The 17,114-nt window shown below is 70.9% G+C and carries 18 protein-coding genes; 8 read left to right on the forward strand and 10 right to left on the reverse strand.

The window, feature by feature from the left end:
- The first annotated feature begins 3 nt into the window (after window positions 1–3).
- The 3 genes from ABZT18_RS13855 to sepH all read left to right on the forward strand — a co-directional run bounded on the left by ABZT18_RS13855 (window position 4) and on the right by sepH (window position 3,696).
- On the forward strand, window positions 4–1,110 hold the full coding sequence (locus ABZT18_RS13855; RefSeq protein ID WP_354992584.1) for a citrate synthase 2: 1,107 nt from the start codon (window positions 4–6) through the stop codon (window positions 1,108–1,110).
- A gap of 196 nt (window positions 1,111–1,306) precedes the next feature.
- Complete coding sequence (gene serC, locus ABZT18_RS13860; RefSeq protein ID WP_354992585.1) at window positions 1,307–2,434, forward strand: phosphoserine transaminase; 1,128 nt, start codon at window positions 1,307–1,309, stop codon at window positions 2,432–2,434.
- A gap of 185 nt (window positions 2,435–2,619) precedes the next feature.
- The gene (sepH, locus tag ABZT18_RS13865) at window positions 2,620–3,696 is read left to right on the forward strand and encodes a septation protein SepH (protein WP_354992586.1); all 1,077 of its coding nucleotides are present in this window, start codon (window positions 2,620–2,622) and stop codon (window positions 3,694–3,696) included.
- A gap of 56 nt (window positions 3,697–3,752) precedes the next feature.
- Here sepH and ABZT18_RS13870 read toward each other — a convergent pair whose 3' ends face one another.
- Window positions 3,753–4,592 (reverse strand): alpha/beta hydrolase, encoded by an 840-nt coding sequence (locus tag ABZT18_RS13870; protein ID WP_354992587.1) that lies wholly within the window; start codon window positions 4,590–4,592, stop codon window positions 3,753–3,755.
- Between the two features lie 37 nt (window positions 4,593–4,629).
- Window positions 4,630–5,295, reverse strand: a complete 666-nt coding sequence (locus ABZT18_RS13875; RefSeq protein WP_354992588.1) for a DUF4097 family beta strand repeat-containing protein — start codon at window positions 5,293–5,295, stop codon at window positions 4,630–4,632.
- Window positions 5,296–5,534: 239 nt separating this feature from the next.
- Between ABZT18_RS13875 and ABZT18_RS13880 the strand changes: the two genes are divergently transcribed.
- A complete protein-coding gene (locus tag ABZT18_RS13880; protein WP_354992589.1) occupies window positions 5,535–6,284 on the forward strand; it encodes a helix-turn-helix domain-containing protein in 750 nt (249 codons plus the stop codon).
- Between the two features lie 8 nt (window positions 6,285–6,292).
- Here the strand turns inward: ABZT18_RS13880 and ABZT18_RS13885 are convergent, their stop codons facing one another.
- The 4 genes from ABZT18_RS13885 to ABZT18_RS13900 all read right to left on the reverse strand — a co-directional run bounded on the left by ABZT18_RS13885 (window position 6,293) and on the right by ABZT18_RS13900 (window position 10,294).
- Window positions 6,293–6,799: a hypothetical protein gene (locus tag ABZT18_RS13885; RefSeq protein ID WP_354992590.1), complete on the reverse strand. Its 507-nt coding sequence runs from the start codon at window positions 6,797–6,799 to the stop codon at window positions 6,293–6,295.
- Window positions 6,800–6,894: 95 nt separating this feature from the next.
- The gene (locus ABZT18_RS13890; protein WP_354992591.1) at window positions 6,895–8,178 is read right to left on the reverse strand and encodes an MFS transporter; all 1,284 of its coding nucleotides are present in this window, start codon (window positions 8,176–8,178) and stop codon (window positions 6,895–6,897) included.
- A 72-nt stretch (window positions 8,179–8,250) separates the two neighbouring features.
- A complete protein-coding gene (locus ABZT18_RS13895) occupies window positions 8,251–8,700 on the reverse strand; it encodes a MarR family transcriptional regulator (protein WP_354992592.1) in 450 nt (149 codons plus the stop codon).
- A 115-nt stretch (window positions 8,701–8,815) separates the two neighbouring features.
- A complete protein-coding gene (locus ABZT18_RS13900; RefSeq protein WP_354993098.1) occupies window positions 8,816–10,294 on the reverse strand; it encodes an NCS2 family permease in 1,479 nt (492 codons plus the stop codon).
- An 88-nt stretch (window positions 10,295–10,382) separates the two neighbouring features.
- Here ABZT18_RS13900 and ABZT18_RS13905 point away from each other — a divergent pair, with 88 nt between their 5' ends.
- On the forward strand, window positions 10,383–10,628 hold the full coding sequence (locus tag ABZT18_RS13905) for a DUF2530 domain-containing protein (protein WP_354992593.1): 246 nt from the start codon (window positions 10,383–10,385) through the stop codon (window positions 10,626–10,628).
- Window positions 10,629–10,664: 36 nt separating this feature from the next.
- Here the strand turns inward: ABZT18_RS13905 and ABZT18_RS13910 are convergent, their stop codons facing one another.
- A complete protein-coding gene (locus ABZT18_RS13910) occupies window positions 10,665–11,504 on the reverse strand; it encodes a DUF3027 domain-containing protein (protein ID WP_354992594.1) in 840 nt (279 codons plus the stop codon).
- Window positions 11,505–11,592: 88 nt separating this feature from the next.
- Between ABZT18_RS13910 and ABZT18_RS13915 the strand changes: the two genes are divergently transcribed.
- Together ABZT18_RS13915 and ABZT18_RS13920 are read left to right on the forward strand one after the other, a co-directional pair.
- Window positions 11,593–13,194 (forward strand): MFS transporter, encoded by a 1,602-nt coding sequence (locus ABZT18_RS13915; protein WP_354992595.1) that lies wholly within the window; start codon window positions 11,593–11,595, stop codon window positions 13,192–13,194.
- Window positions 13,191–13,841 (forward strand): futalosine hydrolase, encoded by a 651-nt coding sequence (locus ABZT18_RS13920; protein WP_354992596.1) that lies wholly within the window; start codon window positions 13,191–13,193, stop codon window positions 13,839–13,841. The genes ABZT18_RS13915 and ABZT18_RS13920 overlap by 4 nt, the downstream gene beginning before the upstream one ends.
- On the opposite strand, the gene ABZT18_RS13925 is transcribed toward ABZT18_RS13920, so the two are convergent.
- On the reverse strand, window positions 13,842–14,720 hold the full coding sequence (locus ABZT18_RS13925) for a GNAT family N-acetyltransferase (RefSeq protein WP_354992597.1): 879 nt from the start codon (window positions 14,718–14,720) through the stop codon (window positions 13,842–13,844). It lies immediately after the preceding gene.
- 516 nt (window positions 14,721–15,236) lie between these two features.
- Between ABZT18_RS13925 and ABZT18_RS13930 the strand changes: the two genes are divergently transcribed.
- Complete coding sequence (locus ABZT18_RS13930; RefSeq protein WP_354992598.1) at window positions 15,237–16,085, forward strand: 1,4-dihydroxy-6-naphthoate synthase; 849 nt, start codon at window positions 15,237–15,239, stop codon at window positions 16,083–16,085.
- Here ABZT18_RS13930 and ABZT18_RS13935 read toward each other — a convergent pair.
- Both ABZT18_RS13935 and ABZT18_RS13940 read right to left on the reverse strand, forming a co-directional pair.
- Complete coding sequence (locus ABZT18_RS13935; RefSeq protein WP_354992599.1) at window positions 16,046–16,432, reverse strand: cold shock domain-containing protein; 387 nt, start codon at window positions 16,430–16,432, stop codon at window positions 16,046–16,048. The genes ABZT18_RS13930 and ABZT18_RS13935 overlap by 40 nt on opposite strands.
- Window positions 16,433–16,459: 27 nt before the next feature.
- The gene (locus ABZT18_RS13940; RefSeq protein ID WP_354992600.1) at window positions 16,460–17,083 is read right to left on the reverse strand and encodes an HAD family hydrolase; all 624 of its coding nucleotides are present in this window, start codon (window positions 17,081–17,083) and stop codon (window positions 16,460–16,462) included.
- Between the last annotated feature and the right edge of the window lie 31 nt (window positions 17,084–17,114).

A 17,114-nucleotide genomic window follows, 5' to 3' on the forward strand; every position in this document is an offset into this window, starting at 1 on the left:
GACATGGCCGATTTCAAACCCGGGCTGGAGGGCGTCGTCGCCTTCGAGACCGAGATCGCCGAACCTGACCGTGAGGGCGGCGCGCTGCGCTATCGCGGAGTCGACATCGAGGATCTGATCGGGCAGGTGTCGTTCGGCAACGTGTGGGCACTGCTGGTCGACGGCCGGTTCGGGCCGGGCCTGCCGCCGGCGGAGCCGTTCCCGGTGCCGGTGCACTCCGGTGACATCCGCGTCGACGTGCAGTCCGCGGTCGCCATGCTGGCCCCGTACTGGGGGCTCAGCCAACTGCTGGACATCTCCGACGAGCAGGCCCGCGAGGATCTCGCCAGGGTCTCGGTGACGGCGCTCTCCTTCGTCGCCCAGTCCGCCCGGGGCCTCGGCCTGCCGGCGGTGCCGCAGAAGGAGATCGACAAGGCGCAGACCATCGTCGAACGCTTCATGAAGCGCTGGCGCGGCGAGCCCGACCCGCGGCATGTCAAGGCTGTCGACGCGTACTTCATCTCGGCCGCCGAGCACGGCCTGAACGCTTCCACCTTCACCGCTCGCATCGTGGCCTCCACCGGGGCGGACGCGGCTGCCTGCATCTCGTCGGGCATCGGTGCCCTCTCCGGCCCGCTGCACGGAGGCGCCCCGTCCCGGGTGCTCAGCATGCTGGAGGCGGTGGAGCGCAGCGGCGACGCGGAGGGCTACGTCAAGGGCGTGCTCGATCGCGGCGAGCGGTTGATGGGCTTCGGGCACCGCGTCTACCGGGCCGAGGACCCGCGCGCCCGAGTGCTCCGGCGCACGGCCAAGGAGCTGGGCGCGCCGCGCTTCGAGATCGCCGAGGCGCTGGAGAAGGCCGCCCTTGCCGAGTTGCAGGCCCGCCGCCCGGACCGGGTGCTGGCCACCAACGTCGAGTTCTGGTCGGCCGTGGTGCTGGACTTCGCCGAGGTGCCGGCGCACATGTTCACCTCGATGTTCACCTGCGCCCGGATGGGCGGCTGGAGCGCGCACATCCTGGAGCAGAAGAGGCTGCAGCGGCTGGTGCGCCCGTCCGCCCGTTACTTGGGCCCGGAGACCCGCAAGCCGTCCGACGTCGAGGGCTGGGCCGCCATCCCGCACGGCGCCTGAGCGGTGCGGAAGGGCCCCTTCTCAACGCCTGGCGTTGAGGAGGGGCCCTTCCTCAACGGCTGCCGGAGTCGAGTGTGGCGAAGGCCTCAGATCCGCCCTCGGGGGCCCGGCTTGCACCGATGGGTCCGGGTGCGAGGATGAGGGCCGGCAGTGTCGCCGGGCCCGCCCTCGCCCTTGCGGAAGGATCTTGAAGACCGTGGCTGACGCACCGACAATCCGGATTCCCGATGAGATCAAGCCTGCCGACGGACGCTTCGGCTGCGGCCCGTCCAAGGTGCGCCCCGAGGCCGTGTCCGCACTTGCCGAGGTCGCCACCAGCTACCTGGGCACCTCGCACCGGCAGAAGACGGTCCGCGACCAGGTGTCCCGGCTACGCTCCGGCATCGCCGAGTTCTTCTCGCTGCCCGAGGGCTACGAGGTCGTGATCGGCAACGGTGGCACCACCGCGTTCTGGGAGGTCGCCACCTTCGGCCTGATCCGCGACCGGGCCCAGTTCGCCAGCTTCGGCGAGTTCGGCGCCAAGTTCGCCAAGTCCGTCAAGGACGCGCCGTTCCTGGGCGAGCCGACCGTCCGCAAGGCCGACGCGGGCAGCGCACCGACCCTGGTCGCCGAATCCGGCGTGGACGCGTACGCGACGCCGCAGAACGAGACCTCGACCGGTGTGGCCGTCCCGATCAGCCGGGTGGCCGGGGCCGACGAGGGCTCGCTGCTGCTGGTCGACGCGACCTCCGGCGCGGGTGGCCTGGAGGTCAACGTCGGCGAGACCGACGTCTACTACTTCGCTCCGCAGAAGTGCTTCGGCTCCGACGGCGGTCTCTGGCTGGCCCTGATGTCACCGGCCGCCCTGGACCGGGCCGCTGAGATCAAGGCGTCCGGGCGCTACATCCCCGCCTTCCTCGACCTGGTCACCGCGATCGACAACTCGCGGCTGGAGCAGACCTACAACACCCCGGCGCTGGCCACCATCTTCCTGGCGGCCGAGCAGACCGACTGGATGAACGCGCAGGGTGGCCTGGCCTGGGCGGCCAAGCGCACCGCCGAGAGCGCCGCGACGGTGTACGGCTGGGCGGAGCGGTCCACCGTGGCAACCCCGTTCGTCAGCGACCCGGCGCTGCGCTCCAACGTGGTCGCCACCATCGACTTCGCCGACGAGGTGGACGCCACGGCGATCGCCAAGGCGCTGCGCGCCAACGGCATCGTGGACACCGAGCCCTACCGCAAGCTCGGTCGCAACCAGCTGCGGATGGCGCTGTTCCCGGCCGTCGAGCCGGCCGATGTCGAGGCGCTGACCGCGTCCATCGACTACGTGGTCGAGCGACTCTGAGGTTCGTCACGGTCGGTGTCTGTCGGGGCCCCGATGGACACCGACCGTGATCATTGCCGCAGCTCAGTCACGACATGCGGGGTGTCGCTTCCCCCAGTCTGAGGCAGATGCGCGTACGGTGGTCCGAGACGCCTGGGTGGCCGACTCGTGGTGTGCGGCCAGCGAAGCGGGACGGAGGCAACGTTATGCGCCCAGTACGCTTCGTCGCCCTCTCCGAGGACGGCCAGGCGCTGGTGCTCGCCGACGAGGTCGGGCGACTCCTCGCCCTGCCGATCGACGAGCGCATCGCCGGCGTGATGCACCCCGAGCCGGGTGCCCCGCCGCTCGCCGTGGCACCCAGCACCGTCGACCCGATTCCCTCACTGTCCCCCCGGGACATCCAGGCCCGCATCCGCTCCGGTGAGTCCGCCGAGGACGTCGCCCGGATCGCCGGGGTGCCGGTCGACCGGGTGCTGCGCTACGCCGGCCCGGTGCTCCAGGAGCGGGCGATGCTCGCCCAGCATGCCCGTCGGACCCGCCTCAAGGGCGCGGAGAAGCCCACCCCGCTCGCCGAGGTGGTCAACGGCCGACTGAGCCAGCACGGCATCGACACCGAGAAGATCTCCTGGGATGCGTACCGGCGCGACGACGGCACCTGGCGGATCATCGCCACCTGGCCGTCGGGCAAGGCCACCGCGCAGGCCATCTGGGACATGGACAAGGCCCGGCAGGTGGTTACGCCGCACGACGACATGGCGCAGTACCTGTGCGCCGAGCGGCCCACGCCGATCCTGGGCCAGGAGCCGGCGCCGGAGCGGGGCGGGCACGCCCTGCCCGGTCCGTCGCGCGGCGAGCCGAGCCGTGGTGGGCACGGGTTGCCGGCGGCGTCCGAGCACCCGCGCTCCGGTCGGGATCCGATCCGGGCCGGCCGCGACGCGCTGCTCGCCTCACTGGACCGCCCGCTCGGCGGCTCGTCAGGTCGTGGCCTTGAGCCGCGTACCCCGGCTGCTCATGCCGGGTCGGACGCGCCCCGGCAGCGGCCGATCGGCGGGGGTGCTGCCGCGCTGCTCGGCGGCGGCCAGGGGTCTGCCTTCGACGACGACTCGGATGCGCCCAAGGAGGTGCCGGCCGTGCCGTCGCTGGCGGTGCTGCGGCCCCGCCGGACGGGCCCCGCGGCGGCTGCCGGCGAGTCCACCGATGCCAACGGCAAGCCGCGCAAGCGGCTGCCGAGCTGGGACGACGTGCTCTTCGGCAGCGGCCCGGCGGCGCGCGAGTCTTCCTGACGCTTCGCGTCGACGGGTGGCGGTTCGCCACCCGTCGACGCGGGGCCACTCGAACCTCACCGACGGCTGGTCGTGTCTTCAGCGCCCCCACGGTCAAGGGCGGCGACCTCGCGTACGGCCTCGGCGACGGCCGGGAAGTCCCTCTTGAGGATCGCACCGTGGTTGCTGCCGACCCTCGCGCCGATCTGAATGTTCGGGTTACGGGCGGTCACCGCATCGAGGCTGGTGCGGATCTGTTCCTGCTCATCACCCTTGCTTCCGAATGACGTCCCCGACGCGACCACATACCGCACCGGGACGGTGATGTTGTCCAGCACGGGGCCGAGCTCGCGCTCGCGGGAGAGCCTGCCGAGCTCGATGTTGCTGTTCGCCTGCTGGTCGGCGTTCATCCGCGGTGCCAGGCCCGTCGGGCGCAGCAGCGGCAGGAACCAGCCCATCCGCCGGAACAGCTTCCGGATCCGCTGCTCCATGGCCTCGTCGAGCCAGTCGTAGGGGAACGCGCCGTCGACCAGGACCGCGCCCAGGGCACGCTCCGGATTCCGGCTCGCCCAGTGTGCCCCGACGACCGCTCCGTAGGACCAGCCCACCAGCAGCGCCCGGTCCACACCCCTGGCGGCGAGAACGGCATCGACATCCCGGACAGCCGCCTCGAAGGAATAGTCCGCCGAACGCTTCGATTTCCTGCCGCGGGCCCGCTCGTCGTAGGTGATGTGCCGCCACCCCGTTCCCAGTTCAGTGATGACTCGCCGCCAGTACCCCTGGGTGGCGAACTGACCATTGAGGTAGATGATTGGGATACCGGGACCGCCGGTGTCGGTGACGGCCAGGGCCGTGTCGTCGACCGGCACCATGCCGGTCCACGTCGAACTGGTCGAGGAAGTTCTGTTCATCGTCATGTCTCCACTCCTGGTCGCGTCACGGGTTGGGTGGGACTTAGAGGCTGCGGGCGGTGATGTCGCCGTGGGACGTGGTGGCGCGGATGTCGAGTGCGGTGGTGCCGTCGTTCTTGAGGGCGTTGCTGACGCGGCCATAGCCGGTGCCGGCGTCCAGGGCGGCCGAGACACCGGCTGCGGCGGCGACCGAAATGTTGCCGGACTGGGTACGGAGCACGACCGTGCCGTGCACGGCCTCGCTGATCCGGATGTCGCCCCGTGCGGTGCTGATCTCCGCGGGGCCGTTGAGCCGGCCGACCTCGACGTCGCCGTCGATCGCCGTGAGGCGGACGCTCGCGGCCTCGTCAATCTTGATCTGGCGGTACGCGCCTTCGAAGGCGACGTCGCCGAGGCGTCCGACGCTGCGGAGCTCAGCGCTGGCGGCCTTGGCATCGATGCGGGAGCCGGCGGGCAGCTGGACGGTGACCTCCAGGGATCCGGACGGGCCGAGGAGCGGGTTGCTGGCGTTCGAGGCCGTGATCCGCAGGACGCCGTCGGTGTAGGCGACGGTGGTCTGCGCGGCGGCCTTGGTGTCGCGGCTCTTGGAAGGGTCGGTGGGCAGGACCTCGACGGTGGTGTCGGCGCGGTCTGCGGCGATGAACTGGATGCGTCCGGCGGGGATGTCCAGGACGGCGGAGATCGGGGCGGGGGTGTCGAACTTCTGCATCGTGCTCTCCCGTGCTCGTTCGTTGTTTCCGACACGAGAAACGCTACGTTGCTTTCCAACACCCGGCAACGCCCTCGTTGCGCTTGAACGGCATTTGCCGAGCTAGACGGCGTGAAACTGTTGCAACGATGCTGAAATCAACGCAACGAATGCGCTCTGATCATTGCAATGGTTGTGAAGTGAACGCTATGGTGGGGAAGACCAGGGACCGCCCACGAACGAACACCAGGGAGAACGCGATGCCGGGAGGCAGGCTTACCCAGCAGGAACGCCAGCGGATCGCGCTGGGGCTGGCCGACAGCCTCCCCTACGCCGAGATCGCTCGACGTCTCGACCGTCCTACCTCAACGGTCACGCGTGAGGTGATGCGCAACGGCGGCCCCACCGCCTACCGCGCCGACCTGGCCCACCGCGCCACCGAGCACCGCGCCCACCGGCGCAGGCCCGCCTCCTCCCGAGGGACGGCCGCGCTTCCTCAGGCGCACGGACGCGACGCCGAGGCCCTGGCCGAGTACGAGGAGACGCTCACCACCGTCCTCATGGCCTCGGGCCTGACCAAGATGGCGGCCCGGGTGTTGACCTGCCTGTTCACCACCGACGCGGGCAGCGTCACCGCGTCCCAACTCGCCCAGCATCTCCAGGTCAGCCCGGCGTCCATCTCCAAGGCGATCGCCTTCCTGGAGAGCCAGAGCCTCGTCCGCCGAGAACGCGACGAACGCCGCCGCGACCGCTACGTCGTCGACGACGAACTCTTCTACCAGGCAACGATCGCCGGCGCCCGATCCAACGACCAGCTCGTCGAAACCGCACGCCAAGGCGTCGCCCTCCTCGGCCCCCACACCCCCGCCGCCACCCGCCTGGAGAACATCGCCCGCTTCCTCGACTTCATCAGCGAGAGCATCACCCGCGCCGCCGAACAGGCCCGCGAAGTCCTCCACGGCAAACCCGCGCCACCGAGTCAGAGCGGCCAGGCGGCGAGCCGGTCGTAGCGCGCCGCTCAGCGGTGCCGTTGCCGGTGCCCGGTCCGGGCCGGCAGGGCCAGCCCGGCGTCGTGCAGCACACCCTCCACCCGGACTCGCTCGATCTCCTGGTCGACGCCCTCCAACTCGGCGAGGTGTTCGACGATGCCGAGGGCACGGCAGGCCAGCCGGAGCCTGTCGTCGTACGCCTGGAGCAGCCCGCCGTGCCAGACCATCGACCGGCCGGTGCCGCCGAGCCGCTGACCGCCGAGGCGGCGCAGATCGGCGGCGAGCTGTTCCAAGGGCCGACGGTCGATGCGGTCGAACTCGCTGAGGTCGATGTCCCGGGTCAGCGCGTCGGCCTCGACGGCCCGGTCGAGACGGGCTATCGTGCGTTTCTCCCGCCGGCGCTCACGCCACTCGGACCAACCGCAGACCACCCGGTCGAGGATCTCGTCGTAGCAGAAGAGCAGGGCGATTGCCGCCGGCAGACTGGCCACGGCGAGGAACGCCAGGGCCAGCATCAGCGCGCGTCCGACTCCCACGTATCGACGCTAAGCCCCACCATGCCGCCCCGCCAGCGATTTGGCCGCATCCGCGCAATCCGCCGACGGAACGACCCGGCCGCCTCCGTTAAACCTCAGCAGTCGGTGGGGGTGACATAGAAGCGGGGCATCGGCAGCACCCGGAAGCGCAGCCGGGCACCGGAGCGGCGCAGCTGCCAGGTGAGGGCGATCAGCGCGGCGGCCAGCGAGATCAGCCCACCCATCCAGATGCTGGCGCCGGCACCGTAGCGCTCCGCGACCCAGCCGATCAATGGCGCGCCGACCGGGTTGGTGCCCAGGAACACCAGCACCCACAGGGCCATCACCCGTCCCCGGAACGCCGCGTCCACGCCCAGCTGGACCCGCTGGTTGGCGGCCTGGGCGAAGAAGACCATGAAGAAGCCGGTCGGCACCAGCAGAGTCACGACCAGCCAGTACGCCGAGGCGAGACCGACCAGGGTGCCGAAGCTGGCGCAGGCGACGGCCGCGCCCAGCACCAGCCAGACCGACGGACGGCTACGCCGACCGGTGCCGCTGAGAGCGCCACCCAACGCGCCGACCGCGAGTGCGGTGCTGAACAGGCCGAAGGAGGCGGCACCGGTGTGGAAGACCGTCTTGGCCAGCGCGGCCAGGGTGAGCTGGAAGTTGAACAGCGACATGCCGATCACCGACATCACGGCCATCGGCAGTAGCAGGTCCGGGCGGCGCCACACGTACCGCAGCCCGTCGATCACCCGGGCCGACGCGCGCTCGTCCCGGGGCAGCAGGGCGTCGCGGTGCAGGTCAGCCGTACGCATCCGGACCACGTTGACCAGCGGCGCGATGGAGCTGAGGGCGGTGAAGAGGAAGACCGGGCCCACGTCGAAGGCGGCGATGGCCAGACCGGCGACGGCCGGGCCGACGATCCGGGCGGAGTTGAACACGGCGGCGTTGAGCGACAGCGCGTTGGGCAGCAGTGGCGTGCCGACCAGTTCGGAGACGAACGCCTGACGGACCGGGGTCTCCACGGCGTTGGCGGTGCCGAGCAGCGCGGCGAAGGCGAAGACGTGCCAGAGCTGCACCAGGTCGGTGAGGACCAGCACGGACATGCCGAGCGCCAGCACGGTCCAGAAGGCGTTGGCGGCGAAAAGCAGCACCCGCTTGTCGTACCGGTCGGCGAGCCGGCCGGAGAGCAGGGTGAGCAGGAGCACCGGGGTGAACTGGCAGGCGGTGACCACGCCGAGCGCGGTGGCCGAGTTGTTGGAGAGCTCAAGGACGAGCCAGTCCTGGGCGATGAACATCATCCAGACGCCGATCAACTTGATCAGCTGCCCGGATGCGAAGAGGCGGTAGTTGCGGACCTGTAGGGACTGGAACATCGTGCTCAGCTTCGCCTGCACTCTTGGTGCGCCTCCTCCGGACGTACGCGTCATCGACAGGTGACGGCACGGACCCGGTGGCGCGGGCGCGGCTCAGGCGCGAGCGAGCTGCTGAAGAATCTCGGCGGCCCTCTGCAGGGTCTCCCGTTCATCCTCGTCGAGCGCGGCCAGCCGGTGGGCCAGCCACTCATCGCGGGCCCGCTCGAACTGGTCGAGCACGGCCTGCCCTCCTTCGGTCGCCGTGAGGATGACCTGCCGGCCGTCGGTCGGATGGGGGGTCCGCTGCACGAGGCCACGGTCCTCCAACTTTCCGACGATCTTGGTCATCGTCGGTGGCTGCACCCGCTCCACGTCGGCCAGTTCCCGAGGCGTCAGCGCGCCGGCCAGCCGCAGGCTGGTGAGCGCGGAAACCTGGGTGACTGTGAGGTCGCCGACCGGTCGGGCCTGGCGGACCCGCCGGTTGAGTCGGGTGATCGCATCACGCAACTGGGGAGCCAGTTGCGCCGGTGGCACGCGTTCCGCCGTCACCGTCCGCTCCGTCACGATAGTTAGCTTAACTAATGAGCCTGGCTAACGACATCTGTTATGACCAGGCTCACGAGGACGTTAGTGCTGTTCCGGGCGGGGAATCCCGTTCGATTCCCCGCCCGGACGTAGGTCAGAGCACCAGGGACTCGATGGGCCCGCGCAGGAAGTACAGCACGAACAGCACGGCCACCCCGTACAGCAGCGGATGGACTTCCCGGGCCTTACCCTTGGCCAGCTTGACCACCACGAAGGTGATCAGGCCAGCGCCGATCCCGTTCGAGATCGAGTACGTGAACGGCATCAGCACGATGGTGAGGAACGCCGGAATGGCGATCTCGTAGTCGGACCAGTCGATCGTCCGCACCGCCGTCATCATCAGGAAGCCGACCACCACCAGGGCCGTCGAGGCCGCCTCGAACGGCACGATCACCACCAGCGGCGCCAGGAACATCGCCAGCAGGAAGAGCGAGCCGGTGACCAGGCTGGCCACGCCGGTCCGGGCGCCCTCCCCGACACCGGCGGCACTCTCGATGTACGACGTGTTGCTGGAGGTGCTGGCCGCACCGCCGGCCGCCGCAGCGATCGAGTCGACCAGCAGGATCTCCTTGGCCCGCGGCGGGGTGCCCTGCTCGTCGAGCAGGCCGCCCTCCTGGCCGACCGCCACCATCGTGCCCATGGTGTCGAAGAAGTCCGTGATCAGCAGCGTGAAGACGAACATCAGCACGACCAGCCAGCCAGCCCGACCCCACGAGTCGAACACGTTGAACTTGCCGAGCAGTGACAGGTCCGGCAGGTCCACCACCGTCTTGGGCAGTTCCGGCACGTTCAGCGACCAGCCCTTCGGGTTGGGCTGACCGTTGACGAACGACGGGCCGATGTTGCCGACCGCCTCCACGATCACCGCGAGCACCGTCGAGGCGAGGATGCCGATCAGGATCGCGCCCTTCACCCGGCGGACCACCAGCACCAGGGTGATCAGCAGACCCACCACGAAGACCAGCATCGGCCAGCTCACCAGCTTGCCGCCGATGCCCAGGCCGACCGGGACGGTGGTGTTGGCGGCGTCCGGGATGCGCCGGACGAAGCCGGCGTCCACCAGGCCGATGATGGTCAGGAACAGACCGATGCCGACCCCGATCGCGGTCTTCATCTGGGTCGGCACCGAGCGGAACACCGCGGTCCGCAGACCGGTCAGCACCAGCACCGCGATGATCACACCCTCGATCACCACCAGGCCCATCGCGTCGGCCCAGGTCATCTCGGGCGCGATCTCGTACGCCACCAGCGCGTTGACGCCCAGACCGGCGGCGAGTGCCAACGGGAACCGGCCGACCACACCCATCAGGATGGTCATCAGGCCGGCGACCAGCGCGGTCACGGCAGCGAGCGCGGGAATCGGGAGGGTCTTGCCGTCACCGTCGACGGCACCACCCAGGATCAGTGGGTTGAGCACCACGATGTACGCCATCGTGAAGAAGGTCGCCAGGCCACCGCGTACCTCGCGGCTCAACGTCGAGCCACGGGCGGAGATCTCAAAGAACCGGTCGAAACCGTTACGCGGGTGAGCGGGGTCGGGAGGGGTGCCGTTCTCGGGCGGCGCTACTGCCATCAGGTCCTCGCAGGTGATCTTCCGGTTGTCGCGCGCATCGTCCCAGATCACTCACGGGCAGGGGAAGTAGGTCGCGTACGCTTGCTCAATGTCGAACGAGCAGCCACCGCGGCCCGCACCACTGGACCCGCCGATGGTGCCGTTCGCCGTCGCCGGGTTGATCGCGTGGGCAGTGGCCGGGCTCGTCCTGTTGATCTTCTTCCGTGGCTGGCTCACCGACCACGGTCACCAGAACTGGCTCTGGACCTGCCTCGCCGGTTTCCTGTGGGGCTTCCCGGGTCTCGCCGTGATGATGCGACACGACGCCAACCGACGCCGCCGACGCGCGAACTGACCTGGCCGCTGCGCCGGAGCACCCCGGCGCGAACGATCAGGAGTGCCCGTACGGCTCCGCCAGCTCGGCAGTCTCCACCGAACCCGGGGCGCGGCTGACCGACATGGCCTCCATGGCACTGTCGTCGTACACCGTGGGCAGTTCGTCGACCGCGGTCTCGGCCGCCTCGATCAGCGTCTCGGAGTGGGCGCCGCAACCGTGGTCGGCGCTCACCACCCGGCCATCATCGGGGGCGTAGAAGTTGCCGCACGCCCCGAAGGCCTGCCGCATCGCACCGGCCAGCGGCAGGTAGAAGCCGCAGGTGCCGCAGCGAGCGGCGGCCGGAGCGGCGGCCGAGATGGGCGCGGCGGGGCCGTGGTCGCCGTCGTACCAGCGCTGCGCCGTGTCGACGCGGCCCTCGAGTGAAAGCACCCGGGCTCGCCCGAGGCCCAGCTCCCACGCCGTCTCCTCGACCGCCGGGTCGTCGGAGAGCAGGTAGCCGGGGACCAGCCGGTCGTCATCCGGCGAGGTCGGCAGCAGATCGCCCGGACCCAGGTCGCCCGGCTTGAGCCGCTCCTGCCAGGGCAGCCAGCCGGGCGCGAGCAGCGCGTCCGGGCCGGGCAGCAGCACCGTCTCGCAGATCGTCACAGTCTTGCTGCGCGGCACCCGGGTGACGGTGACCGCCCACCACCAGCCGCCATAGCCGGCGAGGCGGCACTCGAAGTAGTGGGTGACCAGCCGATCACCCTCGGCCACGACCTGCAGGTGGTCGCCGACATCGTCGGCATCCACCTCGGTGATGCCAGCGCGGGCCACCTCGACGGCGGCGGCGCAGACCTGGTCGAGACGGGCGGCACGGGTGGAGACGGGCCTGGTCACTTCACCATTGTTCCCCATGCGCCTCGCAGGGGTGACAGGGACTCCCGGGGAACCTTTCCCCGCAGTGGTACGGCGTACCTGGATCGAATGGGCGAGGATGGTGCACATGCCGTCGTACTCCCGCTCCGGGCGATCCGTCCTCGGGCGGACCGTCGGCACCGGCATTCGCGCCATTCGTCTACTGTTGCGCGGTTCGGTGGGCAGCAGCCGCTGGGTGACCCGCCGGGCCGGTCGGGCCCGGACCCGGGGTGCCGGCGGCGAGGTTGGCATGGTTCGCCTGTTCGACCTGCACGCGGTCTCCTGCGCCGGGGACACTCTGATCGCCATCGGCCTGGCCGGGACGATCTTCTTCAACGTGCCGCTGGGCGAGGCCCGCAGCAAGGTCGCGCTCTACCTGCTGGTGACCATGGTGCCGTTCGCGATGCTCGCCCCCGTGGTAGGCCCGCTGCTGGACCACTTCCGGCACGGCCGGCGGTACGCCCTGGCCGCCACGATGCTCGGCCGCGCGTTCCTGGCCTGGTTGATCTCCGACTACATCCACGGCTTCGGCCTGTATCCGGCCGCGTTCGGGGTGCTCGCGCTGTCCCGGGCGTACGGCGTGGCCCGGTCGGCGGCGGTGCCCCGGTTGTTGCCGGAGGGCCTCGGCCTCTCCCAGGTGGGTGCCCGTGCCAGCGTCTACGGCACGGTCGCGGGCGCGTTGGTGGCGCCGATCGGGTTGGCCGCGTTCTGGTTCGGGCCGCAGTGGCCGCTGCGCGTCGCGTCGGTGATCTTCCTGATCGGCATGGTCATCTCCCTGCGGCTGCCGCCGAAGGCCGACTCGGAGCCACCGGAGCGGGTCCCCCGGCCACTGCGTGCGCTGGGCCGCCGCCGCGGCGATCGGCCGCTGGGCCGGGGTCGACCGGCGGGCCGGCTGGTGATCGCCACCCTGATCGGTGCCGCGACGCTACGCGCGGTGTACGGCTTCCTGCTGCTCTTCCTCGCCTTCGCGATCAAGAAGGGCGACCTGACCACGGTGGCGTTCGGCCGGGATCTGGGCGCCGAGTGGGCGCTGGGGGTGGTCGGCGGCGCACTCGCGGTCGGCAGCTTCCTGGCCACCGCCATCGGCACAAGACTGCGCATCCACCGGCCGACCGCCATCCAGTCCAGCAGCATGATCATCGTGGCTGGTGTCGCGGTGCTCGCCGTCATCCAGTTCTCGCTGGTGATGGTCGCCCTGCTCTGCCTGGTCGCCGCGCTGGTAAGCGGGATAGCGAAGCTGGCCGTGGACGCCTCGATCCAGGAGCGCATCCCGGAGCGGTTGCGAGCCAGCTCCTTCGCCCACTCGGAGACGGTGCTGATGCTCGCGTTCGTCGTGGGCGGCGGGCTCGGGCTGGTGCCGTTCAACGGCCGGACCGGCATCGCGGTCGCCGCCGGGGTCGGCGTACTGGCCGCGATCCGGGGTGTGCTGGTCGCCGCCCGGCTGCGCGGCGAGAAGCTGGCTGGCCGGCCGCTCGGCGACGACGAGCTGACCGAGGACGAGCCTGCGGACGAGCCCGGGGACGTCGCGCCCACCTCGCCGGCTCCGGCCCAGGCCAGCCCGCCGCAGTACGACGACCCGGGGCTCACCCCGCCGGGCTACCACATCTACCGCCCGTCCTCGGCGGTCGGCGGCCCGGGTGGCGGAGCCGACGACGAGACCCGCCGGGAGTCCCCCGGCTCACTCTCGTGACCGGTCTGCTGGTGGTGACGGCGGTGCCAGCCGAGGCGGACGCGGTCCGCGCCGGGCTGACCGACCCCACCGTGACCGTCACCCCGGTCGGCGTGGGCCCGGCCGTCGCCGGTGCCGCCACCGCCCGGCTGTTGGCGCTGGCCGAGGCCGCCGGACGCCCGTACCGCGCGGTGGTCAGCGCCGGCGTGGCCGGCGGCTTCACCCGGCGGGCCGAGGTCGGCGACACCGTGCTCGGCACCGCCAGCATCGCCGCCGACCTGGGCGCCGAGTCCCCGGACGGTTTCATCCCCGTCGACGAGCTGGGTATGCCGCCCGCGCTGCTCGGTGGCGGCAGCGTGGTGCCGGCCGATCCGGGCCTGCTGGCGGCACTGCGGGCCGCCCTGCCGGCGGCCACGACCGGCCCGGTGCTCACGGTCAGCACGGTCACCGGCACCGCCGCCAGCACTGAGGAGCTACGCCGGAGGCATCCGGAGGCGGTCGCCGAGGCCATGGAGGGGTACGGGGTAGCGGTCGCCGCAGCGCAGGCCGGGGTGCCCTTCGCCGAGCTGCGCACCATCTCCAACCCGATCGGCCCGCGCGACCGGGACGCCTGGCGGCTGCGCGAAGCACTCACCGCCCTGACCACGGCGGCCCCGGCACTGCGCTGACTACGGCCGAGGGGGACGAACTTCGAGTGTGAGCGCCGACGGCCGACTCGCCTGTAGCTCGAACCCGCAGGCGAGCAGGAACTCGACGCTGCCGAATTCGGCAATCGCGTGGATGGTCCGAATGCCGGCCGTTGCCATCTCCTTGGCCAGCAGACCGATCAGTTGACGCCCAATGCCCAGGGTCCGCAGGCCCGGAGCAACGACCACGCTTTCCAACACCAGCTCACGCCGGTCACCCCAATCTTCGCCGAGGAGGAGGTCCACGCTCCGCTCATGGGCCCTCAGCTCACCGACCAGCCCGGCCCCGGGCACCTCGGCGAGAAAACGCCAGGAGGTGGCCGGCAGTCCTTCGGGCGCGCGCCGAAACCGCACCTGGGCGCGCGTCCGGCGGCGCCACCGCCGCTCGTCTCGCCGCGCTCGGTCCAGGTCGTAGGTGAGATCCGGGACGCGCACCGGCCACAGCCGCTGCGGAAGGGTGTACGAGTACACCCACCAGGCACCCGGCCAGTCCTTGAGGGTCAGGACTCGACGGACGTCGAGGTGAGCCGGGTACCGGCGACCAGCTTCGTCCCGTGGCTCGTCCCGTGGCTCATCCCGTGGCTCATCCCGTGGCTCGCCGTCCGGGGCGATCGGCGACTCGCCGGCTCCCGTCCAGGAAGGGTCGCCGGGCAGTCTGACGGCGAGCTCACCACCGGCCGCGCGGACCAGACGCTCCACCGTCCGGAACGCCGGTCCGGCGCCCTGCCCCGCCTCGATCCGAGCCAACGTGCTCTTCGGGACCCCGGACCGCTCGGCCAACTCCCGCTGGCTCAGATCGGCACGTCGACGAAGATCCCGCAGAGTCGCCCCCACGTCGATCGCACCCTTGCCAGCAGCCATCCGTCCATGGTTTTCCGCTCAGCCTCGTGCCGTCAACAGCACGCCTCCACCCTGTGGACAACCCTGTGGATAGGGTCGCCGCCGCTGTGCACATCCCTTCGTCAGCGCCTGTAGAGCTGCCCCATAAATGGGGCGAGCCGACGGACGGCCAAGGCGGCCCGAAGTTCGACGACTACCACCGCTGGCAACGCGTTGGGACGGCACCGTTGGCATCGCAACGCTCTGACACCGCGCCCCACGCATCGCACCGCTCTGGCACCGCGCCCCGGGAACATCGCACCGCTCTGGCACCGCGCCCCATATCCGGGGCAGCTCTACAGGGAGTAGAAGTGATCACCCAAGCCCTCGACGTGGTCGGTACCCCGGCGTGGCCCGCACCCCACGGTGGGCTGGCACCACGGACGATGGCTTGCGAGCGGACGGCGGCTTGCGAGCGGACGGCGGCGAGCGCCTGGCGGGTCACAGGGGCGGGACCACGCCGACCAGGCGCACGGGGCCGGGGCTAACGTGAGGGGCGTGGCGCTCTCCCTGGCGATCTCGCCCTGTCCCAACGACACGTTCGTCTTCCACGCCCTGGTGCACGGGCGGGTGCCTGGCGCGCCGCCGGTCGAGGTGACGTACGCCGACGTGGACGTCACCAACACGGCGGCCGAGCGGGGCGCGTTCGACCTGGTGAAGGTGAGCTTCGCGGCGCTGCCCTGGCTGCTCGACGACTACCACCTGCTGCCCTGCGGTGGGGCGCTCGGTCGCGGGTGCGGCCCGCTGGTGCTCACCCGGGGTGACCGCGAAGGCGGGCCGGACCGCACCGACCTGACCGGCGCCACGGTGGCGGTGCCGGGCGACCGGACCACGGCGTACCTGCTGTTCCGGCTCTGGTCGGCCGGGCGGCCGCCGGCCCGGATCGAGGTGGTCCCGTTCCACGAGATCATGCCGGGTGTCGCGGCTGGCCGCTACGACGCTGGGCTGGTCATTCACGAAGCCCGCTTCACCTACCACCGGCACGGCCTGAGCGCCCTGGTCGACCTTGGCGAGTGGTGGGAGGCCGACACCGGCCTGCCCATCCCCCTCGGGGCGATCCTGGCCCGACGTGGCGCGGTGGACCCGGAGGCCGCGGCCGGCTGGGTCCGCGAGTCGGTCCGGCAGGCCTGGGCGGACCCGGCGGCCAGCCGGGAGTACGTGCTGGCGCATGCCCAGGAGATGGAACTCGACGTGGTGGACCGGCACATCGGCCTCTACGTGAACGAGTTCACCGCAGACCTGGGCGAGGCTGGTTTCGCCGCGGTGGCGGCACTGCTCGACCGGGCCGCCACCGCCGGCCTGGTGCCTCAGACCTCCAGCTCGCGTGCGACCGCGTGGACCAGCTGAGCGATCTTCTGCGCGGACTTCTTGTCCGGGTACCGGCCTCGGCGCAGGTCCGGCTGGACCTTCGCCTCCAGCACCTTGATCATGTCTTCGACCAGGCCGTGCAGCTCCTCGGCCGGCCGACGGCGCAACTCCGCCATCGACGGCGGCGCGTCCAGCAGCTTGACTCCCATGGCCTGCGCGCCCCGGCGGCTGTCCACCACGCTGAAGTCGACCCGCTGGCCACCCTTGAGGTCGGTGACATCCGCCGGCAGCGCCCCCTTGGGCAGGAACACGTCGCCACCCTCGTCACTGGTGACGAAGCCGTATCCCTTGGCCGTGTCGTACCACTTCACTCGACCCGTAGGCACCTGAAAACCCCTGCTTCACTTGAGCCGCTACTGCTCCAAGGCTAGCTGGATCATGCCGTCGAGCGCCGCTGGGAATTCGGTGAGCTCGTCCAGCACCACTTCCGCCCCGGCCGCGCGCAGCTCATCAGGTGAGCACGGGCCCGTCGCGACGCCGATGCCGGGCACCCCGGCGGCACCCGCAGCCACCATGTCCGCGACGTGGTCACCGACGTAGTGGGTGGCGTCGTGCTCCCGCAGGGCGGTCGCCTTCTGCTCGGCGAACAGGTCACCAGCCAACTCGTCGACCGTGAGACCGAGGTGGTCCAGGTGCAGCCGGGCCAGCCGGCCCATCTTGGCCGTGACGACCAGCACACGGCCGCCCCGTGCGCGGATCGCGTCGATGGCCTCCCGCGCGCCGGACAGCGGGACCGTCGGAGTGATCGCGTACGCCGGGTAGAGCTCGCGGTACACGCGTACGGCCGACTCGACCTGCTCCGGCGGAAACCAGTGCGCGAGCTCGGTGCGCAGTGGCGGCCCGAGCCGGGACACCGCCAGTTCGGCGTCCACTGGCACGCCGGTCCTCGCGGTCAGCGCCCGGAAGGTCGCGGCGATGCCGGGGCGGGAGTCCACCAGGGTCATGTCGAGGTCGAATCCGACGGTCAGTGCGGGCATGTCGAGAAACGTACCCGGGGACTCCCGGTTG

This window comes from Micromonospora sp. NPDC005291 (assembly GCF_040607415.1).
Taxonomy (GTDB): Bacteria; Actinomycetota; Actinomycetes; order Mycobacteriales; family Micromonosporaceae; genus Micromonospora.